The 24,521-nt window shown below is 63.0% G+C and carries 20 protein-coding genes; 13 read left to right on the top strand and 7 right to left on the bottom strand.

Going from position 1 to position 24,521, the window contains the following annotated elements; genetic code table 11:
• Positions 1 to 23: 23 nt before the first annotated feature.
• Together leuD and leuC are read right to left on the bottom strand one after the other, a co-directional pair.
• Entirely contained in the window at positions 24 to 629 is a 606-nt protein-coding gene (gene leuD, locus KJP28_RS13225) for a 3-isopropylmalate dehydratase small subunit (RefSeq protein ID WP_218393079.1), read from the bottom strand.
• Between the two features lie 123 nt (positions 630 to 752).
• Complete coding sequence (gene leuC, locus KJP28_RS13220; protein ID WP_218393078.1) at positions 753 to 2,159, bottom strand: 3-isopropylmalate dehydratase large subunit; 1,407 nt, start codon at positions 2,157 to 2,159, stop codon at positions 753 to 755.
• Positions 2,160 to 2,439: 280 nt separating this feature from the next.
• On the opposite strand from leuC, the gene KJP28_RS13215 reads away from it, so the two are divergent.
• The 11 genes from KJP28_RS13215 (at position 2,440) to rpe (ending at position 16,247) form a co-directional block, all read left to right on the top strand.
• Positions 2,440 to 3,894 carry a mechanosensitive ion channel family protein gene (locus KJP28_RS13215; RefSeq protein ID WP_218393077.1) on the top strand — a complete coding sequence of 485 codons (1,455 nt, stop codon included), beginning with the start codon at positions 2,440 to 2,442 and terminating at the stop codon, positions 3,892 to 3,894.
• Between the two features lie 131 nt (positions 3,895 to 4,025).
• Positions 4,026 to 4,391 carry a ribosome silencing factor gene (rsfS, locus tag KJP28_RS13210; RefSeq protein ID WP_218393076.1) on the top strand — a complete coding sequence of 122 codons (366 nt, stop codon included), beginning with the start codon at positions 4,026 to 4,028 and terminating at the stop codon, positions 4,389 to 4,391.
• Positions 4,391 to 4,861: a 23S rRNA (pseudouridine(1915)-N(3))-methyltransferase RlmH gene (gene rlmH / locus KJP28_RS13205; RefSeq protein WP_218393075.1), complete on the top strand. Its 471-nt coding sequence runs from the start codon at positions 4,391 to 4,393 to the stop codon at positions 4,859 to 4,861. The genes rsfS and rlmH overlap by 1 nt, the downstream gene beginning before the upstream one ends.
• A 181-nt stretch (positions 4,862 to 5,042) precedes the next feature.
• Positions 5,043 to 6,923 (top strand): cation:proton antiporter domain-containing protein, encoded by a 1,881-nt coding sequence (locus KJP28_RS13200; RefSeq protein ID WP_218393074.1) that lies wholly within the window; start codon positions 5,043 to 5,045, stop codon positions 6,921 to 6,923.
• 359 nt (positions 6,924 to 7,282) lie between these two features.
• Positions 7,283 to 8,803 carry a 2,3-bisphosphoglycerate-independent phosphoglycerate mutase gene (gpmI, locus tag KJP28_RS13195; RefSeq protein WP_218393073.1) on the top strand — a complete coding sequence of 507 codons (1,521 nt, stop codon included), beginning with the start codon at positions 7,283 to 7,285 and terminating at the stop codon, positions 8,801 to 8,803.
• Positions 8,800 to 9,933 carry a murein hydrolase activator EnvC family protein gene (locus tag KJP28_RS13190; RefSeq protein ID WP_218393072.1) on the top strand — a complete coding sequence of 378 codons (1,134 nt, stop codon included), beginning with the start codon at positions 8,800 to 8,802 and terminating at the stop codon, positions 9,931 to 9,933. The genes gpmI and KJP28_RS13190 overlap by 4 nt, the downstream gene beginning before the upstream one ends.
• Positions 9,934 to 9,980: 47 nt before the next feature.
• Positions 9,981 to 11,315: a S41 family peptidase gene (locus KJP28_RS13185; RefSeq protein WP_218393071.1), complete on the top strand. Its 1,335-nt coding sequence runs from the start codon at positions 9,981 to 9,983 to the stop codon at positions 11,313 to 11,315.
• 119 nt (positions 11,316 to 11,434) lie between these two features.
• Positions 11,435 to 11,932 (top strand): RNA pyrophosphohydrolase, encoded by a 498-nt coding sequence (locus KJP28_RS13180; RefSeq protein WP_218393070.1) that lies wholly within the window; start codon positions 11,435 to 11,437, stop codon positions 11,930 to 11,932.
• An 81-nt stretch (positions 11,933 to 12,013) separates the two neighbouring features.
• Complete coding sequence (locus tag KJP28_RS13175; RefSeq protein ID WP_218393069.1) at positions 12,014 to 12,511, top strand: hypothetical protein; 498 nt, start codon at positions 12,014 to 12,016, stop codon at positions 12,509 to 12,511.
• A 65-nt stretch (positions 12,512 to 12,576) separates the two neighbouring features.
• A complete protein-coding gene (locus KJP28_RS13170) occupies positions 12,577 to 15,492 on the top strand; it encodes an error-prone DNA polymerase (protein WP_218393068.1) in 2,916 nt (971 codons plus the stop codon).
• Positions 15,493 to 15,572: 80 nt separating this feature from the next.
• The gene (rpe, locus tag KJP28_RS13165; protein WP_218393067.1) at positions 15,573 to 16,247 is read left to right on the top strand and encodes a ribulose-phosphate 3-epimerase; all 675 of its coding nucleotides are present in this window, start codon (positions 15,573 to 15,575) and stop codon (positions 16,245 to 16,247) included.
• On the opposite strand, the gene KJP28_RS13160 is transcribed toward rpe, so the two are convergent.
• The 5 genes from KJP28_RS13160 to KJP28_RS13140 form a co-directional block, all read right to left on the bottom strand.
• Positions 16,244 to 17,407 carry a lytic murein transglycosylase gene (locus KJP28_RS13160; protein ID WP_218393066.1) on the bottom strand — a complete coding sequence of 388 codons (1,164 nt, stop codon included), beginning with the start codon at positions 17,405 to 17,407 and terminating at the stop codon, positions 16,244 to 16,246. The two genes, rpe and KJP28_RS13160, sit on opposite strands and share 4 nt — an antisense overlap.
• A gap of 27 nt (positions 17,408 to 17,434) precedes the next feature.
• Entirely contained in the window at positions 17,435 to 19,690 is a 2,256-nt protein-coding gene (gene rnr, locus KJP28_RS13155) for a ribonuclease R (protein ID WP_218393065.1), read from the bottom strand.
• 46 nt (positions 19,691 to 19,736) lie between these two features.
• Positions 19,737 to 20,297, bottom strand: a complete 561-nt coding sequence (locus KJP28_RS13150; protein ID WP_218393064.1) for a TIGR04282 family arsenosugar biosynthesis glycosyltransferase — start codon at positions 20,295 to 20,297, stop codon at positions 19,737 to 19,739.
• 105 nt (positions 20,298 to 20,402) lie between these two features.
• Positions 20,403 to 21,548, bottom strand: coding sequence for a succinyl-diaminopimelate desuccinylase (dapE, locus tag KJP28_RS13145; protein ID WP_218393063.1), 1,146 nt, complete (start codon positions 21,546 to 21,548; stop codon positions 20,403 to 20,405).
• Between the two features lie 35 nt (positions 21,549 to 21,583).
• On the bottom strand, positions 21,584 to 21,784 hold the full coding sequence (locus tag KJP28_RS13140) for a hypothetical protein (RefSeq protein WP_218393062.1): 201 nt from the start codon (positions 21,782 to 21,784) through the stop codon (positions 21,584 to 21,586).
• A gap of 38 nt (positions 21,785 to 21,822) precedes the next feature.
• Between KJP28_RS13140 and KJP28_RS13135 the strand changes: the two genes are divergently transcribed.
• Positions 21,823 to 23,397 carry a Hint domain-containing protein gene (locus KJP28_RS13135; protein WP_218393061.1) on the top strand — a complete coding sequence of 525 codons (1,575 nt, stop codon included), beginning with the start codon at positions 21,823 to 21,825 and terminating at the stop codon, positions 23,395 to 23,397.
• On the top strand, positions 23,394 to 24,482 hold the full coding sequence (locus KJP28_RS13130; RefSeq protein ID WP_218393060.1) for a Hint domain-containing protein: 1,089 nt from the start codon (positions 23,394 to 23,396) through the stop codon (positions 24,480 to 24,482). Before KJP28_RS13135 ends, KJP28_RS13130 begins: the two co-directional genes overlap by 4 nt.
• Positions 24,483 to 24,521 lie beyond the last annotated feature (39 nt).

The following is a 24,521-nucleotide window of genomic DNA, read 5'->3' as shown; positions in this document are numbered from 1 at the left end:
CCCTTTGGTTCCTTTCCCAGGTCTCAGACCCAGGGGCGTTCCTGAGCGGCTTTCGCTTCGAACGCGTCAATGGAAGGTTTCTTCTCCATCGTCAGACCGATGTCGTCCAACCCGTTCATCAGGCAATGCTTCTTGAAGCTGTCCACTTCGAACGAGAAGCTTTCGCCGTCCGATGTCGTTACCGTCTGTGCCTCGAGGTCGACGATCATGCGGGCGTTAGAGCCTTTTTCGGCGTCTTTCATCAGCACGTCCACGGCGTCTTGCGGCAGGACGATCGGCAGGATGCCGTTCTTGAAGCAGTTGTTGTAGAAAATGTCCGCGAAGCTCGTCGAGATGATCGACTTGATGCCGAAATCCGCAAGCGCCCAGGGCGCGTGTTCGCGTGACGAGCCGCAGCCGAAATTGTCACCGGCGACGAGGATCTGCGCGTCGCGGTATTGCGGCTGGTTCAGCACGAAATCGGGGATCTCGTTGCCTTGGCGGTCATAGCGCATCTCGTCGAAGAGATTCACGCCGAGCCCGGTGCGTTTGATGGTCTTCAGGAAGCCTTTCGGGATGATCATATCGGTGTCGATATTCACAAGCGGCATGGGGGCGGCGATGCCGGTCAGGGTCTCAAACTTATCCATTGGGTCATACCATATGTTGAAGTGTTAACGACGGGGGGCCGAGCCTGAGCCACGTATGGCCGACGTATGGAATACGTATGGAACCCATACATACGTCGATAAGGAAAACGGCCCCCTGCGGCATCAGTTAAAGGTGCGAACGTCGGTCAGGTGACCGGTCACCGCAGCCGCCGCCGCCATGGCGGGGGACATGAGGTGGGTGCGGCCCTGATAGCCTTGACGCCCCTCGAAGTTGCGGTTCGATGTCGATGCGCAACGTTCGCCCGGCGCGAGTTGGTCGGGGTTCATGGCGAGGCACATGGAGCACCCGGCGAGACGCCATTCGAACCCGGCTTTCTCGAAGATCTCGGCGAGACCCTCTTCCTCGGCTTGAGCGCGCACGAGGCCGGAGCCCGGCACGATCATGGCGCGGACACCGTCGGCGACCTTCTTGCCGTCGACGATCTTTGCGACTTCGCGGAGGTCCTCGATCCGGCCATTGGTGCAGGAGCCGATGAACACGGTGTCGATCTTGATCTCGTTCAGCGGCGTGCCGGCTTCGAGCCCCATGTATTCGAGCGCGCGCTGGGCTGCGCCGACCTTGCCGCCCTTGAAGCTGTCGGGTGACGGGACGAGGGCCGAGATCGGCAGCACGTCTTCGGGCGAGGTGCCCCAGGTGACGACCGGCTCGATCTCTTCGCCCTTGAGCGTCACGACCTTGTCCCACTGGGCGTCATCGTCGGAAAAGAGCGTTTTCCACCAGTTCATCGCGGCTTCCCACTGAGCGCCTTTCGGAGCATGGGGGCGGCCGTTGACGTAAGCGAACGTCTTTTCATCCGGCGCGATGAGGCCGGCGCGTGCGCCGCCTTCGATGGCCATGTTGCAGACGGTCATGCGGCCTTCCATCGAAAGATCGCGGATCGCTTCGCCGCAATACTCGATGACATAGCCGGTGCCGCCGGCGGTGCCGGTTTCACCGATCACCGCAAGGGTGATGTCCTTGGCGGTCACGCCCGGCTTCAGTTTGCCGGTGATCTCGACCTTCATGTTCTTGGACTTCTTCTGGATCAGCGTCTGGGTGGCGAGCACGTGCTCCACTTCGGAGGTGCCGATGCCGTGGGCCAGCGCACCGAACGCGCCGTGCGTCGCGGTGTGGCTGTCGCCACAGACCACGGTCATGCCCGGCAGGGTCCAGCCCTGTTCCGGGCCGACGATGTGAACGATACCCTGACGCACGTCGGAGACCGGGTAGTAGTGCACGCCGAAGTCCTTGGCGTTCTTGTCGAGGGCTTCGACCTGAATGCGGCTTTCCTCGTTCTCGATCACGCCGTTGATGCGGTCGAGCGTGGTGGGCACGTTGTGGTCCGGCACCGCGATGGTCTTGTCGGGCGCGTGGACCTTGCGGCCCGCCATGCGCAGACCTTCGAAGGCTTGCGGCGAGGTCACTTCGTGGACGAGGTGGCGGTCGATATAGAGCAGGCAGGTGCCGTCGTCGGCTTCGTGGGCGACGTGGGCGTCCCAGATTTTATCGTAAAGTGTTTTCCCGGCCATGGGTTTTCTCCTAGGGGAAATGTTCGGTTTTCAGGTGATTGGACGTGCGAAAAGGCGCGCGCCGATCAAAGTCGGGCGAGGATCGTCAGGGTCGCGCCGAAAAACCGCCAGGGCAGGCGGGCGCGGTCATCCATATCGAAAACGCGTGTCATGGCGGGTCACATACGCTTTGGCGCTGAGTCTCGCAAGGGTTTCGCGCTCTGGTGAGTGAGGTGCTTGTGAACGCATCGGACTGGACCGAGGCCCGGCAATTCGCCAAACTCCTGATAAAGGAGACGAAATGGCGTCACACGACCAGACGGCAGCAGGACCGGGCAGCGAACAGGGGCAAGCGGCGGCGGATGGGTCCGCAGGCGCAACCACGGCGGGGCAGAACGCGACCGGCGCGGGCGACGCGATCCCGCGTGCTGCACAGGCGCCCGCACCCGAGGACGTGGCGCTCGACCTCTTCGATCAGGCACAGACGTTCGTCGAAGGCCTGCTTCGCCCCTGGAACGCCTATCAGGTTGGAATCGCGCTACTTATCGCGCTGATCGCGTTCGTGGTCGGGCGCATTGCAGCGCCTGTGTTCCGCGATTGGCTGGCACGGCGCGAAGGCTGGCCGAAATGGCGAATTCGACTGGGCCTCATGCTGCATCGGCGGATGAAGCTTATCATGTTCGTCGCACTGATCTGGCCGGTAATCTGGGTGATGCGGGAGGTGACGTGGCCGTCACGATCCTATCTGCTCACGATCATCGGGCAGCTCGCGTTGGCGTGGCTCATCATCGCGCTTCTGGCTCGGGTGATTGCCAACAAGTTCCTGCGGGGTCTGGTTCGCACCGCTGGCTGGATCTGGGTCACGGTTTCGATACTGAACCTCGAGGAAGAGGCCGTCGCACTGCTCGACGGTATCGCGATCAACGCAGGTGCGATGCGGTTGTCGCTCTGGATGGTGGTGCAGGCCGTCGCGGTGCTGGGCGCACTTTTCTTCGCCGCGAGGTTCATCTCGCGCAATTCCGCGACGCGTATCCACAAGAACGAGGATATCAGCCCGTCGATGCAGGTGCTGGTCATCAAGTTCCTGCAACTGCTGCTCTATGGCGCGGCGATTTTCATCGGGTTGCGCGTGGTGGGCGTGGACCTGACCGGGCTTGCGGTTCTGTCTGGTGCAATTGGCGTGGGTCTTGGCTTCGGCTTGCAGAAGGTGGTGTCCAACCTCGTCTCGGGCGTCATCATCCTGTTGGACAAGTCGATCAAGCCCGGCGACGTCATCAGCCTTGGCGATACCTTCGGCTGGATCGAACAGCTTGGCGCGCGCTATGTCTCGGTCGTCACGCGGGACGGCAAGGAATATCTGATCCCGAACGAAGACCTGATTACCGGGCAGGTGGTCAACTGGTCCCACACGAACGCCTTCGTGCGGCTCGATATCTTCTTCGGCACCGCTTACGGCGACGATCCCCACAAGGTGAGAAAAGTCGCAATCGAAGCGGCGGCGAGCGTGGACCGGGTGCTGTCGTTCCGCCCGCCGGTCTGTCACATCATCGGCTTCGGGGACTCGTCGGTCGATTACATCCTGCGCTTCTGGATCGACGACCCGACCGGCGGTTTGACGAACATTCGTGGCAACGTGTACCTCGCGCTCTGGGACGCATTTCAGGCCAACGACATTTCCATTCCCTTCCCGCAGAGGGAGGTGCGCCATCTCAACGATCCGCGAAAAGTGGCCGAACCAATCGAAACCGAGAATTGAAAATCAAGAAAACGGTGATACTTTTAACCTATCCCGGCGTTGGGGAATAGCAGCGCGCAGCGAAGGAGGACTATGTCCTGTCTCATCATCCAGACGTGGCCGACATCTCGGCCGCAGGATCGGGCCGCCGTATGACGAGCGGACCCAAATACACAACGAGCGAATTGCTCGACCGTATCCTCACATCACTCGACGACGACAAGGCCGAAGACATCGTGTCCATCGACCTGGCTGGCAAGTCCAGCATGGCCGATTACATGGTGGTCTGTTCCGGGCGTTCGACGCGGCAGGTTTCGGCGATTTCCGAAAAGCTGACCGATGCGCTCAAGCAGGAGCTCGGCGTGATCTGCAAGGTCGAGGGCAAGGACCAGGGCGATTGGGTGCTGATCGACACAGGCGACGTGATCGTCCATGTGTTCCGCCCCGAAGTGCGCGAGTTCTACCAGATCGAGAAGATGTGGATGACACCGCAGACGGCCGCTGACGCGAAAGCCTGATGCGCGTACATATCGTCGCGGTGGGGCGGCTGCGCACCGGCCCTGAGCGCGACCTGATCGACGATTATGCGACCCGGTTCGATCGCACCGGGCGCGCGCTGGGTCTCGGACCCCTGAACATCCACGAAGTCGAAGACAAGAAAGGCGGCGGAATGGCCGCCGAAGCCGCGTTGTTGGAGCGCGCGCTGCCCGACGGGGCCGTGCGCGTCGCGCTGGACGAGCGCGGCAAGCTGATGACCAGCCCCGAGTTCGCCGACCAGCTTGGCGGCTGGCGGGATCAGGGGCGCGGCGACGTCGCCTTCATCATTGGTGGTGCGGACGGGATCGACCCGAGCCTGCGCGCATCGGTCGATGCCAAGCTGTCGTTCGGCAAGATGGTCTGGCCCCACATGCTTGCCCGCGTGATGCTTGCCGAACAGCTTTACCGCGCCGCTTCGATACTGGCCGGAAGCCCCTATCACCGGGTCTAGCGGTCGCGCGGTGTCCAGTCTTCGGGCGGAACAAGGCTTGGCGTCGAAATTGGGCTGAAATCGAGACTATTCTAGCCAAAGTCGACAATTAGTCGCGTTACAACAGGCAGGTCTTCGCAGGGCCCTGCTTTACAAGCCCGCACATTTCGCCAAGCTGAACATGCGCGACGGGGGACATTTCATGACCGATTTTCTGCTGCTGGCTTTCACCTTTCTCATCGCCGGAGTGCTGGCCGTGCCCATCGCTTCGCGGCTCGGGCTTGGGTCGGTGCTGGGCTATCTGATCGCGGGAATCGTGATTTCGCCGATCCTCGCATGGCTGCATGTCGACGTCGTGCAGATCCAGCATTTCGCGGAATTCGGCGTGGTGATGATGCTGTTTCTAGTGGGTTTGGAGCTGGAACCCAAGGCGCTCTGGTCGATGCGCGCGCGGCTTCTGGGGCTTGGCGGGGGACAGGTCGGGCTGACCGCGCTCGCCGTGATGGGGGTCGCCATGATCTTCGGTCAGCCCTGGACCGTCGCGCTCGCCGTGGGGCTGGTTCTGGCGCTGTCCTCCACCGCGATCGTGCTTCAGACGTTGGGCGAGAAGGGGCTGATGAAGAGCGACGGGGGGCAGGCGAGTTTCTCGGTGCTCCTGTTTCAGGACATCGCGGTGATCCCGATGCTGGCGCTCATCCCGCTGCTTGCAATGCCCGAGCTGGTCGAGACGATGTCGCATGGCGCGGGGGGCGAGGGCGATCATGGCGGCGGCATGAGCCTCGTCGACGGGCTGCCGGGCTGGGGTGTGGCGCTGGTCACCGTCGGGGCGATCGGCGTGGTGCTGGCGGCGGGCATCTACCTCGTCGGCCCGGTGTTCCGGTTCATCGCGGCGGCACAGCTTCGCGAATTGTTCGTGGCGACGGCGCTGATGTTCGTGATCGGCATCGCGCTTCTCATGTCGCTCGTCGGGCTTTCGCCTGCGTTAGGGACGTTTCTTGCCGGCGTCGTGCTGGCCAACAGCGAATACCGCCACGAGTTGGAGAGCGATATCGACCCGTTCCGGGGGCTGCTTCTGGGGCTTTTTTTCATGACGGTGGGAGCGGGGATCAACTTCGCGCTGCTTTGGGATGATTTCGCCCTCATCTTCGGGCTGACCATCGGGCTCATCCTGCTCAAGACACTCGTCCTCTTTGCTCTCTCCGTCGTGTTCAGGGTCGGTGGGTCCGACCGCTGGCTCTTCGCGCTCGGTCTGGCGCAGGCGGGCGAGTTCGGTTTCGTGCTCCTCTCGTTCACCGTGGCGAATGCGGTGTTACCGCAGGCGCTTGCCGATCAACTCCTTCTCGTCGTTGCGCTGTCGATGCTGCTCACGCCGGCGCTCTTCATCCTCTACGAACGGGTGATGGCGCCTAAGTTCGTGGGCGCGGAGGACCGCGACATGGACGCGATCGACGAAAAAAGCGGGATCATCATCGCGGGTCACGGGCGTTTTGGTGGGATTGTTGCGCGCATGATGCGCGGCGCGGGGCTGTCTCCCACCGTGATCGACTTTTCCGCCAGACAACTCGAGATGCTCAAGCGGTTTCAGGTGCAGGCCTATTACGGTGACGCGACCCGTCCCGACCTGCTCCATGCCGCCGGGATCGACGAGGCGAAGCTCTTCGTGATCGCCATCGACGACAAGGATCAGATCACTGAACTGGTGCGCTACATGGTCAAGCACCACCCGGATGTGCATGTCATCGCGCGTGCGGTGGACCGGCCCCATGTCTATGACCTGTGGTGGGCGGGGTGCCGTGACATCATTCGCGAGACCTATGACAGCTCGCTGCGGATGGGCCGTTCTGCGTTCGAAGCGCTGGGGTATTCGCGCGAACAATCCGAAGACGTCGCCAATATGTTCGCGAAGATGGACCGCGAGGCGATGCTGATCGCGGCGGAGCATTACGATCCCACCGTCCCCATCCTCGAAAACCAGGCCTATATCGAAGGGCTACAGGCGGCGCGCGGCGATATCGAAGCAGAGTTTCTGTCTCGGGCGCAAGCGGTCCTGTCTGAAGGCAAGCGCGGGTCGGGCGCGTCCTAGGGGGCGCTGCCCCCATCGGAGCATTTGCACGCAAATCCTCCGATTCCCCCGAGGTATTTCTGGAACGATGAAACAGGATCAGGTCCGGGATCCGCCCCTCGCCCCGAAAGACGAGGGGTTTCACCGTTCGCGATCATCGGCTCCTCAGCCTGTACCGCCCCTGGAATGTGGCGCATCAACCTCAACCAGACGTGAACGGGAGCCATTTCATCGTTCCGAAAATACCTCGGAGTGGGTCCGGGGGAGGTAGAACCTCCCCCGGTTGGTCGTGGCGCGCAAGCGCCGCGAAACCTCTTGGCCGCATTGCGCGTGCCGGGCGCGGGGTCTAGAACGGGTGCAGGCAAGAGCGAGGCTGACCCATGACCACCCCGAAACCCGTCGTCCTTTGCATTCTCGATGGCTGGGGGCTGCGCGTCGAGAGCTCCTTCAACGCGGTCGCGTTGGCCGAGACGCCGGCTTTCGACGAGCTGATGATGGTGTGTCCCAACGCCCAGCTCATCACGCATGGGAACGATGTGGGGCTGCCCGCCGGGCAGATGGGCAATTCGGAAGTCGGGCATACGAATATCGGGGCCGGGCGCGTCGTGGCGATGGATCTGGGACAGATCGACCTCGCCATCGAGGATCGGTCGTTCTTCCAGAACGCGGCGCTCATGGCATTCATCGATGATCTGAAGTCCTCGGGCGGGACGGCGCATCTCATGGGGCTGGTCAGCCCCGGCGGCGTTCACAGCCATCAGGATCACGTCGTCGCGGCGGCCAAGGCGATCCGGCAGGCGGGCGTGCCGGTGGTCGTCCATGTCATCACGGACGGGCGCGATGTGCCGCCGAAGTCGGCGCGCGAGCAGGTGGCGAAATTCGTCTCTGATCTGCCCGAAGACGTCTCTGTCGCGAGCGTTTCTGGGCGCTATTTCGCGATGGATCGCGACAATCGCTGGGATCGGGTGCAGCGCGCCTATGATGCGAGTGTCAAGGCCATGGGCGAGACGGCCGACAGCGCCGACGCCGCCATTGCGCAGGCCTACGAGCGCGGCGAGACGGACGAGTTCATCCAGCCCACCGTCATCGACGGCCACACGGGGCTGCATGACGGGGACGGTGTGTTCTTCATCAACTTTCGCGCCGACCGCGCGCGGGAAATCCTCAGGGCGATTGGCGAGGCCGGATTTGCAGAGTTCGATCTGGGCGTGAGGCCGAAGCTCGCCGCACTTCTGGGCATGGTCGAGTATTCCACGGGTCACAACGACTACATGACCACGTGCTTTCCCTCCGAGGACATCGAGAACACGCTCTCGGCCTGGGTCGCCAAGCAGGGCAAGACGCAGTTTCATATCGCCGAGACCGAGAAATATCCGCATGTCACCTTCTTCCTCGCAGGCGGCAAGGAAGAGCCGGAGGACGGCGAGGTGCGCTACATGGCGGCGAGCCCCAAGGTGGCGACCTACGACCTTCAGCCGGAGATGAGTGCGCCCGAGGTCGGGGCGCATCTGGTCGAGGCGATTTACGAAGGTTACGACCTGATCGTGGTGAATTTTGCCAATCCCGACATGGTTGGACACACCGGCGATCTGGAAGCGGCGATTGCCGCAGTGGAAGCGGTGGACGAACAGGTGCTTGCGGCGATGTATGCCGTGAAGGATATGGGCGGCGCGATGATCGTGACCGCAGATCATGGCAATTGCGAACAGATGTGGGATCCTGTGACCAACGGCCCGCATACGGCACACACCACGAACCCGGTTCCGGTGGCTCTGTTCAATGGGCCCGAGGGAGCGAAGATCAAGGACGGTCGCCTTGCCGATCTCGCGCCTTCGCTTCTCGATCTCATGGAGATCGACAAGCCAGCGGAGATGACCGGCGAAAGCCTGATCGTCCGGTGAAACGTCTCGCGCTCATCTTCGCATTGCTCGCCGCGCCCGCGTTCGCCCAATCGGACCCAACCGAGACCGCGCGTGTGGCGATGGAAGAGCTCGAGGCGGCGTCCGAGGCGCTTCAATCGGCTGAGCGGTCGAGCGACCGGGTCAAGGCGCTGACCCAGACGGTTCAGGCATATGAATCCGGGCTGGCGGCGCTGCGGGAGGGCTTGCGGCAGGCGCGGGTGCGAGAAGCGGCGATTCAGGGCGTTTTCGAGGCCGAAAGCGAGCGGCTCGCACGGTTGCTCGGCGTGCTGCAAAGCATCGAGGCGGCACCTGAACCGCATCTCCTCCTGCATCCGGAAGGTCCGATCGGGACGGCGCGCACGGGCATGATCCTGTCCGAAGTGACGCCGGGTCTCAACCGTGAGGCGCAACGCCTTCGGGCGGCGCTTCAGGAGGTCGCGCTTCTTCGGGCGTTGCAGGAGTCCGCCGTCGGGACACTCGAGGAGGGGTTAAGGGGCGCGCAGGAAGCGCGGACTGCCCTGAGCCAGGCGATTTCGAACCGCACGGATCTTCCGAAACGGTTCATCGCCGATGAGGATGCGATGGCCAACCTCGTCGCCACGGCGGATACGCTCGAGAGTTTTGCGAGCGGGTTGATGTCGGCGACGGTCGAGGACACCAGCATTTCCATCGCGCAACCTGACTTTACCGAGGCGCGGGGCACTCTGGAACTGCCGGTTCTGGGCCGTGTGGTGCGGGCCGTGAACGAGGCCGATAGCGCCGGTGTGCGCCGTCCGGGCTGGGTCATCGCTACACGGCCGCTGACCCTGGTCACACTTCCGTGGCCTGCCACGATCCGCTATCTGGGACCTTTGTTGGACTACGGACTCGTGGCGGTGGTGGAGCCGGGCGAGGATTATCTCATGGTGCTTGCGGGCCTTGGCGAGCTTTATGGCGAGGTCGGGGACGTCCTGCCGGGAGGTGCGGCGATCGGGCTCATGGATGGTCCTGACGCACAGGACGATCAAGCGGTTTTGATTTCAAACCCGAGCGCGTCTGGCGCAGAAGCATCTGAGAGCCTGTATCTGGAGCTGCGCCATGAGGGAGAGCCTGTGGACCCCGCCCAGTGGTTTGCTGTAACGGTTGATTGATCGGAACGATCCGCACGATACGCGACGAAAAGAGAGAGCAGACGACGATGAAAAAATTCTTGATGGCCGCCGCTGTCGGCACGATTTCAGGGGCCGTTCTGACGACCCAGGTCGCGGGTCCTTTGCTCGCACAGGACAGTGGCAGTGCCTCGGTCTACCAGCAACTCGACCTGTTCGGTGACGTGTTCGAGCGGATCCGGTCGCAATATGTCGAGGATGTGGATGAGTCCGAGTTGATCGAAGCGGCGATCAACGGAATGCTCACCGCGCTCGATCCGCACAACTCCTACCTTCCGCCCGAGGATGCGGATGCGATGCGCGTGCAGACGCGAGGGTCGTTCGGGGGTCTTGGTATCGAGGTCACGCAGGAAGAAGGTTTCGTCAAGGTCGTGACGCCGATGGACGATACGCCGGCGGACGAGGCGGGTGTCGAGGCCGGCGATTTTATCACGCATGTGGATGGCGAGAGCCTTCTCGGGTTGACGCTTGACGAAGCGGTTGAGCTGATGCGGGGGCCGATCGGTTCTGAGATCATCATCACCGTGGTGCGGGAAGATGTCGATGAACCGTTCGATATCTCGATTATCCGCGACACGATCAAGCTGACCGCCGCAACGGTTCGGCAGGTGGGCGATACCGTCGTCATCCGGGTGACGAAGTTTACCGACCAGACGTATCCGAACGTCGAGGATGGGTTCAGAGAGACCGTCGAAACGATGGGCGGGCTGGAAAACATCGAGGGCGTGGTGCTCGATTTGCGCAACAATCCCGGCGGGTTGCTGCAACAGGCCGTGGCGGTTTCGGATGCCTTCCTCGAAAGCGGTGAGATCGTGTCGACGCGTGGACGGGACCCGCAGGAAAGCGACCGGATGAACGCTTCGGCGGGTGATATTTCCGAAGGCAAGCCGCTGGTCGTGCTTATCAACGGCGGTTCGGCGTCCGCGTCGGAAATCGTTGCCGGTGCGCTTCAGGATCATCGCCGGGCGGTGGTCGTGGGCACCAAGAGTTTCGGCAAGGGTTCGGTTCAGACCGTCATGCCGCTTCGGGGCGACGGCGCGATGCGTCTGACCACGGCGCGGTATTACACGCCGTCGGGACGCTCGATCCAGGCGCTTGGCGTGTCGCCCGATATCGTGGTGGAGCAGCCGCCGCGCGACCCTGAGGCCGAAGAGGACGAGACCGAGGACACTCCGCGTAACCCGCGCACTGAGGCCGATCTGCGCGGATCGCTGGACAACGACAGCCTGACCGAAGACCAGATCCGCCAGATCGAGGAAGAGCGGGCGGAAGCCGAAGAAGCTGCGCAGTTGCGCAACGAGGATTTCCAGCTTTCCTATGCGGTGGACCTGATCCACGGCCTGTCGTCGCTCCGCTCGGAGTGATCCGCGATAGGTGAGACGAAACGAAGGCCCGTGGCGAAAGCTGCGGGCCTTTTCATTTCGCGCGGCGGCTCTGGCCTTTGGCAGACCGGCGTGTAGGGTGGCCGCAAAAGGAGTGCGCCATGTCCCCGGAAGAGATCGAAAAGCTGCCGTACCGCCCCTGCGTCGGCGTGATGCTGGTCAACGCGGCGGGCGAGGTGTTCGCCGGACAGCGGATCGACGCACCGAAACTCGGCACTGACGCGACCGCGTGGCAGATGCCGCAGGGCGGTGTCGACCCCGGCGAGGATGCTCGCGACGCGGCGTTGCGCGAATTGTGGGAGGAAACGGGGGTGACTGCCGATCTGGTCGAGATCGAGGCGGAACACCCGGATTGGCTCGCCTACAATCTGCCGCATGACATCGTGCCGAAGATCTGGAAGGGGCGGTTTCGCGGGCAGGAGCAGAAATGGTTCCTGATGCGGTTCAAGGGCAGCGACGATCAGGTGAACATCGAGACCGATCACCCGGAGTTTTCGCAATGGCGCTGGATCGACGCGGACGAGATCATCGAACGGATCGTGCCTTTCAAGCGCGACATCTACCGCGCCGTGATTGCAGAGTTTCGCGACAGGTTGTGACGCTCGGCTGACCTTCGCCGTTTTCATCGGGTCGTGCAGGTGAGGCGAGACAAGTGGGCTGCAATGTCTCAGGAATACATCATGTTGAGCAGAATTATCGGATTGATCGCGGTCTGTGCCGCCTCCCCCGCGCTGGCGCTGTCGTGCCTGCCGTTCGGACCCGTTCAGGCGTTCGAGGAAGCGGATGCGGCGGAAGATGTTTACACGGTGGTGCATGGGTCGTTGGCCTTCGACCAAGCCAAGGCGCCGGAGAGCTACGAGCAATCGCGCGAGCAGACCGGGCTTGGGAGCGAATCCGAGCCGGTGACGATCCCCGCGCGTGTGGCGGGCGAGGCGTTGACCCGTGAGGGGTTCGCGGGGCCTTGGGCGGCGGATGTGACGCTCGAGATCAGCTGCGTCGGGCCGTGGTGCGGCATGGTCGCGCCGGGCGACGATGTGCTGATGTTTCTGAAACGGGCTGGCGAGAGCTATGTGCTTGAAGTCGGAGCCTGCCGCTCGATGGCGTTCGGGGATGCGCGCGATGAGGATTTGCGCGCGATGGAGGCCTGTCTTGCAGGCGATTGCCCCTCGACGGAGTGAGGGCCGGTCGGCTGTTTTCTTCGACTCCACATGAGAACAAAAGGTGAATATAATGCTGATTCACCATGTTCGTCGAACTCTGCATAACCTCCAATTTCACCTTTCTGACCGGCGGTTCGCACGCCGAGGAATACGTGGACCGTGCCGCGCTCATGGGGATGAGTGCGCTGTCGATTGCGGACGAGAATTCGGTCGCCGGGATCGTGCGGGCCCATACGGCGGCGCGTGAAATCGGCAAGATGATCGCGGCGCGGGATCGATTTGAGGCGGAGCAGGGTCTGATTGGGCCGGAAAAGCCCGCCCATATCCCCGCCGCGCCCTCGGCCCCGATCCGAAACGTTCCACGTCTGATCCCCGGCGCGCGGCTGGTCACGGAGGAGGGTGTCGAGATCACCGCGCTGCCCCGCACGCGGGCCGCCTGGGGGCGGTTGTCCCGCCTGATCTCCAAGGGGCGGCTTCGGGTCGAGAAAGGCACCTGCCTGATCCGTATCGCGGATGTGGTCGAGGCGCTGGGCGAGATGGAGATGCTTTTGCATCCGCCCGACCGCCCCGCCGACATTCCCGGCTGGCAGGATCAAATAAAGCCGCTTTTTCGCAAGAATAGGGTCGATTTCAGTCTTGTCATGGCCCCCCGCTATGACGGGCGCGACCCGGCCCGGTTCGCCCGGGTCACGCATCTGGCGGCATCGCTGGGCCTGCCCACGGTCGCCTCGGCCGAGCCGCTCATGCATCACGGGCGCAGGCGCAAGATGCTCGACGTGCTGACCGCCATTCGCACCGGGCGGCGGGTCGAGGCGCTGGGGCGGCTGGCCCAGCCCAATGCCGAGCGCCGATTGCGGTCAGAGGCCGAGATGCTGAGGTTGTTTCGGGGATACGAGGACGCTGTGCATCGCACGGGCGAGATCGCGGCGCGCACCAGCTTTTCGCTGAATGAGTTGCGATACGAATACCCGTCCGAGATCAGCGGGGACGAAACGCCAGATCAGCGGCTTTCCCGGCTTGCCCGCAAGGGGCTGCGTGACCGCTATCCGGCGGGGGCACCAGAGCGGGTGACGAAAATGCTGGAGCATGAGCTCGCGCTGATCGCCAAGTTGAAATACGAGCCCTATTTCCTGACCGTGAGCGATATCGTCGCCTTCGCCCGGTCGCGCGGCATCCTGTGCCAGGGTCGGGGGTCGGCGGCGAACTCGGTTGTATGCTATGCGCTGGGTGTGACCAGCGTTTCGCCTGAAATAGGGACGATGGTGTTCGAGCGCTTCGTGTCCGAGGCGCGGGACGAGCCGCCGGATATCGACGTGGATTTCGAGCATGAGCGGCGCGAGGAGGTGATCCAGCATATCTATGAGCGCTATGGGCGGCACCGCGCCGGGCTGTGCGCCACGGTGATCCATTATCGCGGCAAGCGGGCGATCCGCGAGGTGGGCCGTGCGATGGGGCTGACCGAAGACACGATTTCCAGCCTGTCGAGCCAGGTCTGGGGCTGGGGCGGATCAGGGATGCGGGCGGCGCGGCTGGCCGAGATCGGATTGGACCCAACAGACCCTAAACTTGCCCAAATCATGGATTTGGTGGACGAGATACAAGGCTTTCCCCGGCACCTGTCCCAGCATGTCGGGGGGTTCATCATCACCGAAGGGCGGCTGGATGAACTGGTCCCGATCGAGAACGCGACGATGGAGGATCGCACCGTCATTTGCTGGGACAAGGACGACATCGACAGCCTGGGCATCCTCAAGGTCGATGTGCTGGCGCTGGGTATGCTGACCTGTGTGCGCAAGGCGTTCGAGCTGATCGACCAGCATCATAGCGACGACTACACGCTCGCCACGCTGCCGCCCGAGGATCCGGCGGTTTACGATATGCTCTGCCGGGCCGACAGCCTCGGGGTGTTCCAGGTCGAAAGCCGGGCGCAGATGAATTTCCTGCCACGGATGAAGCCGCGCAATTTCTATGACCTCGTGATCCAGGTGGCGATCATCCGGCCCGGTCCCATTCAGGGCGACATGGTGCATCCGTTCATCCGGCGGCGAAATGGCGAGGAAAGCGTGGAGTTTCCCTCGGACGCGCTGGGCGAGGTGCTGGGCAAGACGCTGGGCGTGCCATTGTTTCAGGAACAGGCCATGCAGATCGCCATCATCGGGGCCGGTTTCACGCCGGAGGAGGCCGACCAGCTTCGCCGCTCGCTCGCCACGTTCAAGAAACACGGGCGGGTCAGCGATTTTCGCACGCGGTTCATCCGGGGGATGCGGGCGAATGGCTATGACCTCGACTTCGCGGAGCGGTGTTTCAGCCAGATCGAGGGGTTCGGGTCATACGGGTTTCCCGAAAGCCATGCGGCGAGTTTCGCGCTGCTTGTCTATGCCTCGTCCTGGATCAAGCGGCACCATCCCGGCATTTTCGCCTGTGCGTTGCTCAATTCGCAGCCGATGGGGTTCTACGCCCCGGCGCAGATCGTGCGCGATGCGCGTGAACACGGGGTCGAGGTGCGGCCTGTCGCGATCAATGCGAGTTACTGGGACAACGTGATGGAGCCGGATGGTCGCGGGGGGCTCGCGCTCCGGCTCGGGCTTCGGCAGATCCGGGGGCTGGCCGAGGACGAGGCGCGGTGGATTACGGCGGCGCGGGGGAACGGGTACCTGACGCTGGAGGACGTGTGGCGGCGGGCGGGAACCAAGCCCGCGCTGCTGACCCGGTTGGCCGAGGCGGATGTTTTTGCCGAGATCGGGCTGAGCCGGCGTGACGCGATGTGGGAGGCGCGGGCGATCAAGGGGGATGCGCCCCTGCCGCTTTTCGCGGGCGATATGGACGGCGAGGGGATCGAGGAGCCCGCCGTCACCCTGCCCGAAATGAGCGAGGGCGAGGCGGTGGTCGAGGATTACGCGGCACTTCGCCTGACGCTTCGGGCGCATCCCATCGCGCTTATTCGCCATATGCTGACGCCGGGGATGGGAGTGGGCAGCGCGGAGGGCCGGGGCGGGTGAGGCGTAGGCGCCGACCGAGACGGTGGACCCCCGGTCAAACCCACGCTAATAGGCTCCTAGCTGCCAGCCGAGGACCTGCCATGACCCGTTCGATCAAGATCGCCCCTTCCATCCTCTCAGCCGATTTCGCCAATTTCGGGGCCGAGATCCGCGCCATCGAGGATCAGGGCGCGGATTGGGTGCATGTGGACGTGATGGACGGGCATTTCGTGCCGAACCTCACCTTCGGCCCGCCCGCCGTGAAGGCGTTTCGCCCGCATGTGACGACGGTGATGGACGTGCATCTGATGATTGCGCCGGTTGACCCCTATATCGAAGCCTATGCCGAGGCTGGAGCCGACGTGCTCACCGCCCATATCGAGGCCGGGCCACACCCGCACAGGACGTTGCAGGCCATTCGCGCCGCCGGGATGAAGGCGGGTATCGCGTTGAACCCCGGAACGCCGGCGGAAAGCGTGGAGCATTTGCTGGATCTCACCGACCTGATCTGCGTGATGACCGTGAACCCCGGCTTCGGGGGGCAGAAGTTCATCGATATGACCGCCAAGATCGCCCGCTTGCGCGAGATGATCGGGGATCGCGATGTGCTGATCGAGATTGACGGTGGTGTAGACCCCACGACTGCGCCACTCGCGGTCGATGCCGGTGCGGATGTGCTGGTTGCCGGAAGCGCGGTCTTCAAGGGCGGCTCGGTGGACTGCCCCGACGTCTACGGTGCGAACATGCGCGCGATCCGCGAGGCCGTCGCAGGCTAACGCCCCATGTGGCGGAGGCGTTCAAGGAGGTTCACGGTCATGAATCCGTCGGGATCAAGACCCTGTTCCTGCTGAAAAGCACGCGCCGCGCGTGTCGTGTTCGGCCCGCGAATGCCGTCGGCCCCATGCGTATCGAAGCCAAGTTTGCTAAGTCGGACCTGAAGCTCGCTCACCTCGTCGCGCGACAGCATCGGGTCATCGAGCGGCCATGACGCATTGAACACGCCCCCGCCAACGATCCTGTCGGACAGATGCCCGATACCGATCGCATAAGCTTCGGAACGATTGTAGCGCATGATGACGTGGAAATTGCGAAGCACCAGAAGCGCGACGCCCTGTGCTCCGCCCGGCAGGAGGATCGACCCGGAACCGTAATCGGGCAGGCGACCGCCGCCCGGGAGCGTCACGCCCAGATTGTGGAGTTCCTTCGTGGTCAGCAAGTAATCCAGCCCCGAGAGCCCGAAATCGAAATCGTCCGGCAAAACGATCTCGCACCCCCAAGGCTGCCCCTGCCGCCAGCCATGTTTGCGCAGGAAATTGGCGATCGAGGCAAGGGCGTCGTCAGGGGCGGTGCCCCATATATCCGCGCGCTGGTCGCCATCGTGATCGACCGCGAAATCCAGGAAACTGGTCGGCATGAATTGCCCATGCCCCATGGCGCCCGACCATGAGCCGGTCATGTTCGCGGCGTCGATATGGCCGGCTTGCAGGATACGGAGCGCACCAATCAACTCGTCTTCGAAGAAGCTCGCACGTCGGCCCCAGAACGCCAGCGAGGCGAGGGCGGAAATGACGTGGTAGTCGCCCATGTTGGTGCCGAAACCGGTTTCCACCCCCCAGATCGCCGCGATAATGACCGGTTCGACGCCAAAACGACGCTCGATCTCGATGAAGAGACTGCGGTTCCGACGAAGCGCCTGCCGCCCGTTTCTGATGCGGTCTTCGGTCGCGACGATGTCGAGGTATTCCCAGATCGGAACGATGAATTCCGTCTGGTTCGACTGGCGCTCGACGACCTCTTTTTGAAACTCGGCCTGTGCGAGGACGCTATCGAACAAGTCCGGTGCGATCATGCGACCCATGGCGCGGGGTTTAAGGCTCTGCTCGATCCATGTGCGGAAGCTTTGCTCCACACCGTTGGTCCCGTTCTCCGGGGGCATGACGGACTCCAACTGACAGGCCGGACCTCACTTCCGGGTGCGCCGCACTTTCTTGCGGGTCTTTGCCGCTTTTTTTCCTTCGCGCGAAGGCTTCCTCTTTACGCCGGAGCCACGGGCGCCGCGACCTGTCGTTTTGATAGTTTTTCCGTCCACTTCAAGGAGTTGGAAGGTGAGACCGCCAGTCACAGGTATCGCCTCGTCGATGCGGACGAGGACCGGCTGGCCGACGGTCAGGGTCGTGCCCGAACGCTCCCCTTCAAGCGATTGTTCGCGCTCGTTGAATCGAAAATATTCGGTGCCGATTGTGGAGATCGGGACCAGCCCGTCCGCCCCGGTTTCGTCGAGTTTGACAAAGATGCCGAAGCGCTGAACCCCTGCGATCTTGCCGGTGAACTCGTTGCCCACCCGTTCGGACAGGAAAGCGGCGAGGTAGCGGTCTGTCGTGTCGCGTTCGGCCTCCATCGAGCGGCGCTCGGTCTGCGAGATATGCGTGGCCGTCGCTTCGAGTTGGTCGATGTCTTCGGGGGAGAGCCCGTCATCGCCCCAGCCATGCCCGGAAATCAGTGCGCGATGCACGATCAAATCCGAATAGCGGCGGATCGGCGAGGTGAAATGCGCGTAATCCTTCAACGCGAGGCCGAAATGCCCGAAGTTCTGCGGGAAGTAATAGGCCTGTGTCATCGACCGGAGCGTCGTCATGTTGATGAGCTCGTCGAATTCGCTTCCCTCGGCCTGCCCGAGCAATTGGTTCAGGTGGCGGGTCTTGAGCACTTGGCCCTTGGCGAGCGTGAAGCCGGACGCCTGGGCGACTTCGCGGAGGGCTTCGAGTTTCTCGGCGCTTGGCTCTTCGTGGACCCGGTAGAGAAGCGGCCGCCCAAGGCGCTTGAGCTCCTCGGCTGCGGCCACGTTGGCGAGCACCATCATCTCTTCTATCAGCCGGTGGGCGTCGAGCCGTTCGGCCACGTTCACGCTTTCGACCTGCCCATCGTCAGACAGCACGATCTTGCGCTCCGGCAGGTCGAGATCGAGCGGTTGGCGGGCTTCGCGGGCCCGTTTCAGGGCGAAATAGGAACTGTAGAGCGGTGAAATCACCTCTTCCATGAGAGGTGCGCATTTTTCGTTCGGGGCACCATCCTGCGCCGCCTGCACTTCGCGGTAGTTCAGCGAGGCGTGGCTTTTCATCAGGCCGCGGATGAAGGAATGAGACCGCTTTTCACCATCGGCCCCGATCACGATACGCGCGGCGAGCACGGCGCGCGGCACGCCTTCGTGCAGCGAGCAGAGATCGCCCGACAGCCGGTCCGGCAACATCGGCACCACGCGGTCGGGGAAATAGCTGGAATTCCCCCGCTTGCGTGCCTCGCGGTCCAGCGCCGATCCGGGCGTGACGTAATGGGCGACATCGGCGATGGCGACCCAGATCACGAACCCACCGGGGTTCTTGGGGTTCTCGTCGGCATGGGCATAGACCGCGTCGTCGTGGTCGCGCGCGTCCGCCGGGTCGATGGTGACGAGCGGCAGGTGGCGAAGATCTTCTCGCCCCGCGAGGCCTGCCGGTTTCATCCGGTCCGCTTCGTCAATCACCTCGTCGGGGAAGTCGTCGGGAATGCCATGCTGATGAATCGCGATGAGCGAGACGGCACGGGGCGCGGAGGGGTCGCCAAGGCGGGCCACGACCTGCGCCTTGGGCAGCCCCATGCGCGCCTTTGGTCCGGTTTGCTTGGCCTCGACCAGTTCGCCGTCCTTCGCGCCATTACTGGCCCCGGCAGGCACCATCCATTCCTTGTCCGCGCCCTTGTCGATCGGAACAATGCGGCTGCTGTCGGAACCCTGGCGGAAAATGCCCAGGATGCGGCGCGCGTTCTGCCCGATGCGGCGGATCAGGCGCGCTTCGTATTCATACTCGTCCGTGTTGACCTCGGCCATCCGGCACAGGATGCGGTCGCCCTTGCCCAGCGCCGGATCGCCCGATTTAGGGACGAAAAGCACGCGAGGCGCGTCGCCCTCGCCCTGCCATTCGATCGGATCGGCAAAGACATCACCGTCCGGCGTGATCTCGGACACTTCGAGCACCGAGACGGGGGGGAGCTTGTCGGGGTCGCGGTAGGTTTTCTTGCGCTTTTCGAGGTGACCTTCATCCTCCAGTTCCCGCAGGAGCCGCTTGAGGTCGATACGGTCAGCCCCCTTGATCCCGAACGCACGCGAAATATCGCGTTTCGAGGTCTGGGTCGGGTTCTCGGAAATCCAGGCGAGGATTTCCTCTTTCGTCGGAATACGTGCCATGGGTTTGGCGTATCACGGGGCGCAGGGCGCGTCAGTCGAAAACACCTTACAAGTCTGCAACCGTATCGACGTCGGCGCGTTCCGGCAGAAAGGCCGGGTCGTGCAGCGTGCGGAGTGTGTCTGCGAGGGCGTGTTCGGTGGACCAGCGCGCATCGGCGAACAGGTCTGTCGGGAACGGGCGGCGGGTGTCGAGGCCGACAGCCCAGAAGCCGCCATCGGGTGCCGGGCCGATGACCCGGCGATGGCGTGACAGGAGGCGGAAACCGGCGGCGATGTCGGTGCGCGAGACACCCTGGATGTCGCTCCCGATGATGAGGACCAGTCCGCGTGGAGCGGTCGCCAGCACGTGCGCCATGCGGTCGCCAAGATCGCCCGGACCTTGTGAGAGGCGGGGCAGGTCGGGAAGAAGTGGCGAGGTCAGGTCGGAATCAGGCGCGACCGCGAGGGCGGTTGTCCAGCGAGGCGAGACAAGGTCGCGGGCCATGCGGGCGAGTTGACGTCTTAGCCACCACGCGGCCGGAACGGAGCCGATCCCGGTCGCGAGGCGTGCCTTCACGCGCCCGGGGCGCGGTGACTTCGTCATGATGACGAGTGTGGCGCGGGTCATGTTTCGCAATGTGTGGGTTCGGATTGGAGTGGAGCTGCTGCGCAACGGCGCGGTGCGACACGCTTCTCCGAGGTGGGCCCGGCCAAGTTGCCAAGAGCAGCGTATTCAGGCGAAATAGTCACGAATGATCCGGCGATAGATCGTGGCGAGTTGACCGATTTGCGCGATCTCCACACGTTCATCCACCTGGTGCATCGTCTTGCCGACAAGTCCGAATTCGACGACCGGGCAATGGTCTTTCACGAAGCGCGCATCGGAGGTTCCGCCGGAGGTCGACATCTCGGGCTTAAGGCCGGTTTCGGCCTCGACCGCAGCGGCGACGAGATCCGACAAATGGCCCGGCGGGGTGAGAAAGCTTTCACCGGAAACCTTGGTTTCCATCTCGATCGCGATATCCGTTTCACCCGCGACCGTGTCGGTTTCCTGCTGCAACCAAGCGACGATCCCGACTGCGGTGTGTGCGTCGTTGAAGCGGATGTTCACCGTGGCGCGGGCCTCTGACGGGATCACGTTGGTGGCCGGGTTGCCGACATCCATCGTCGTGACAGCCAGGGTCGTAGGGTCGAAATGCGCAGTGCCTTCGTCAAGTACATGCGCGTCGAGGCGGGAAACCAGCCGGGCCAGGGCCGGGACCGGGTTTTTGGCGCGATGCGGATAGGCCGCGTGCCCCTGCACACCGCGGGCGGTGAAGAAGGCGGTCAGCGATCCGCGCCGCCCGATCTTCATCATTTCGCCCATGCGGTCAGGGGAGGTCGGCTCACCCACGATACAGGCATCCATCGCCTCGCCTTGTGCCTCCATCCAATCGAGCAGGGCGCGGGTGCCGTCGGTCGCGTCGCCTTCCTCGTCCCCGGTGATGGCGAGGATCAGGGCACAATCGGAAGCAAGGTCGGGCGCGCTGTCGATCGCAGCGGCCACCCATGCGGCGACGCCGGATTTCATGTCGGTTGCGCCCCGCCCCCAGAGGAACCCGTCTTTCTCTTCGGCACCGAAGGGCTGAACCGTCCAGGCGCCCGTGTCGCCCACCGGCACGACGTCAGTATGGCCATTGAACCCGAGCGTCCGCGCTGCGTCTTTGGGTCCGAAGCGGGCGAACAGGTTCGCGATGCCGTTTCGATCGACGCGCGTGCAGGTGAAGCCGGCCTGTTCCAGCAGACCTTGCAGATAAACGAGTGCGCCAGCTTCTTCGGGCGTGACTGACGGGCATTGGATCAGCCTGCGCGTGATCTCTACCGGGTCCGTGCTGCTCATGACATCTTCTCCCTGATTGCCCATGTGATACTGTGCTACCCGGTGCGCCGCAAATGTGACTTGTCTGCGACAGCCGCAACGCTTGGCGAATTTGTTTGTACTGACGCGTTAACAAAAGCGATTTTCTGTTTCATAAAGAAGGCAATAACAAAACCCGAGGCAGGGTTTCGAACCGCCAGAGGCAAAAAATTGTCCACGGTTCGGTCGAGCGGATACCTTGAAATGGCGCGCGCCATTGGTTCCGTCCTGTCTCAGAGGGGCAGAGGCAGGACATATGGCGACAGCGAGCGAGCTGCCGATCGATGCGGGTGCGTCGGCCATGGAAATGGCCGAAACGATCTTCGGCGCGGGGATCAGCGTTGAATCGGCGTCCTATACCGGGGATTTCCGGTCGTCGGGCATTTATACCAACGGCGACAGTGTCGCGCCGGGGGTCACGCCTGCGGATTCGGGCGTCATGCTGTCGACCGGGCGACTTACCAGCTTCACGAACTCCGGCGGTGATCCCAACAGGTCCGGCAGCACGTCGTCGAACACCAGCGGTCAGAACAACGAGGCGGGGTTCAACGCGCTCGCGGGCACCAACACTTACGATGCTTCCTATCTCGACGTCGACATCATCCCGGACGGCGACACGGTTTCGCTCCAGTTCGTGTTCTCGTCGGAAGAATATCCGGAATATGCAGGGTCCATCTACAACGACCTTGTCGGTATCTGGGTGAACGGTGCCCCGGCGGAGCTGACCATCGGGGATGGGAGTTCTTCGGTCGGGAACCTCAACGACGCCACGAACGAAAACCTGTACGTCGACAACACAGGCGACGATTACAACACCGAGATGGATGGTTTTACTGTCACCATGACGGTGAAGCTGACCGTCAATCCTGGCGAGGTGAACTCGATCCGCATCGGTATCGCGGATGTCGGCGATAGCTCTTACGATTCCACGCTTCTGATTGCAGCGGAATCCGGTCAGTCCGTCGTCTTGGCGAATGACGACAGTTTTGATATCGCGCCGGGGTTCACCAAGGTCGTGGACGTGATCTCGAACGACGAGGCGCCGAGCGGTTCGACCATCACGATCACCCACATCAACGGGGTCGAAGTCGTCGCGGGCGATACGGTCAACCTGACCACCGGTCAGAGTGTGACGCTCAATGCCGACGGGACGTTCACGGTGGTCGCGGACAGCGACATCGAGGCGGTCAATTTCTCGTACACGATAGATGCTGACGGAATATCCGACTCCGCTTTCGTCACGTTGAACTCGATCCCCTGTTTCGTGGCGGGAACCCGGATCGCGACCCCGACCGGTTGCGTACCGGTCGAGACGTTGCGGCCCGGTGATCTTGTCGAAACCCACGATGACGGGCCGCGTCCGTTGCGTTGGATCGGTGCGCGACAGGTCGCGGCGACCGGGCATTTCGCGCCAATCCGTATCCGGGCGAACACGTTCGGGCAGCACGGAGAGCTTCGGGTTTCGCCTTTGCACAGAATCCTGATCCGCGATGCTGTGGCCCAGCTGTTGTTCGACGAGCCCGAAGTGCTGGTCGCGGCGCGGGACCTTGTGAACGACGGCAGTGTTCGGCCTCTGGAAGGTGGGCGGGTCACTTACGTTCATCTGCTCTTCGACCGGCATCAGGTGGTCTATTCCGAGGGTCTGGCGACCGAGAGTTTTTTGCCGGGACCGCAGACACTCGCCAGTTTCGAGCGCGAGATGGTCGAGGAGATTTGCACCCTTTTTCCGGAACTGGACCGGGAAACGATGGATGGTTATCCGCCCGCGGCACGCCCCATGTTGAAGCAATTCGAGGCGCGACTCCTGCTCAGTCGGAGGGTAGCCGCATGAGCTGGATCGGCATGACGGACCACGACCGGAACCTTTTCAACCCGGCCGGCATTGGCGCGCCTGTCGACAATTCGGTGAATGCGGGCCACGACATCCTGACGCAAGGCACGCTTGTGGCCGAGACGCAGTTCATCGCGACCGCTGGCTCGAACCAGACCGTTCTGCATTATCGCCGCGACAAGGAGTGGCTTCGCGAGTTGATCATGGAGCTCACAGCCGATGGGCGGTTGAGGATGTTTTTCCGGCAGGGCGGTGCGACTTTCGATGCGGAGATCGACTTTCCTGCACCGGAGCGGGACACCCGGATTAGGCTCTATTACAGCTGGAATGGACCAGAGCGCTGGGCAAGGCTCGCCGTCAAGATCGTCGAGACCGGCGCGTTTTACATCAAGAAGGTGCGAGATCCGCTGCCTATGCCGATGCTCGATGCGCTTACGATCATGCGGAACGGCAAGGCGACGGCGATTGCGTCGAATACCGTCTTTGTCGCCATTTCGAATGAGATCGAGCCAGTGGGGTTGTCAGCGGGGATCACCGCTGGAACACCGGTCGAGACACCTTCCGGGGCCGTTCCCGTCGAGCGGCTCAGGTTGGGCGATCACGTGCGGACGGCAACATCGGGCGTTCGCCCGGTTCGGTGGATTACCAAGCGCACGGTCCCTGCGCTCGGTGCGTTCCGGCCGGTGCGTTTGCGGGCCCCGTTCTTCGGTCTGTCGCAGGACATTCTGGTCGCACCGGATCACCGGATCCGGGTCGATGGCGCCGATGCGGAATACATGCTTGGCACCGACGAAGTGCTGCTCGAAGCCCGGCGGCTGATCGGGAGCCATGCGGCGCTTGCCGAACCTGGTCTCAAGATGGTCACGTACTACCATGTTCTGCTGGATCGGCACGAGTGCCTTCTGCACGATTCCCTGTGGTCGGAAAGTCTCTATGTCGGTCAAATCGGGGGTGATCGGGACCGATTGAACGCAACTGCGCTGGCCGAGATGCCGGCGTCGGCGGTGCCCACGCACCAAGGGTTCGCACGTCAACGCTTGTCGGATGTGGAAGCGCGGTCTCTCGCCGCCGTTCTGCATCGCTGAGGCGTAACTGGACAGCCGCGGGTCCCGCTGCCAGAGTAC

This window comes from Maritimibacter dapengensis (genome assembly GCF_019218265.1).
In the GTDB taxonomy this organism is placed as follows: domain Bacteria; phylum Pseudomonadota; class Alphaproteobacteria; order Rhodobacterales; family Rhodobacteraceae; genus Maritimibacter; species Maritimibacter dapengensis.
Note: the sequence above shows the minus strand (reverse complement) of the source record. Positions and strands in the feature narration are given on the sequence as shown.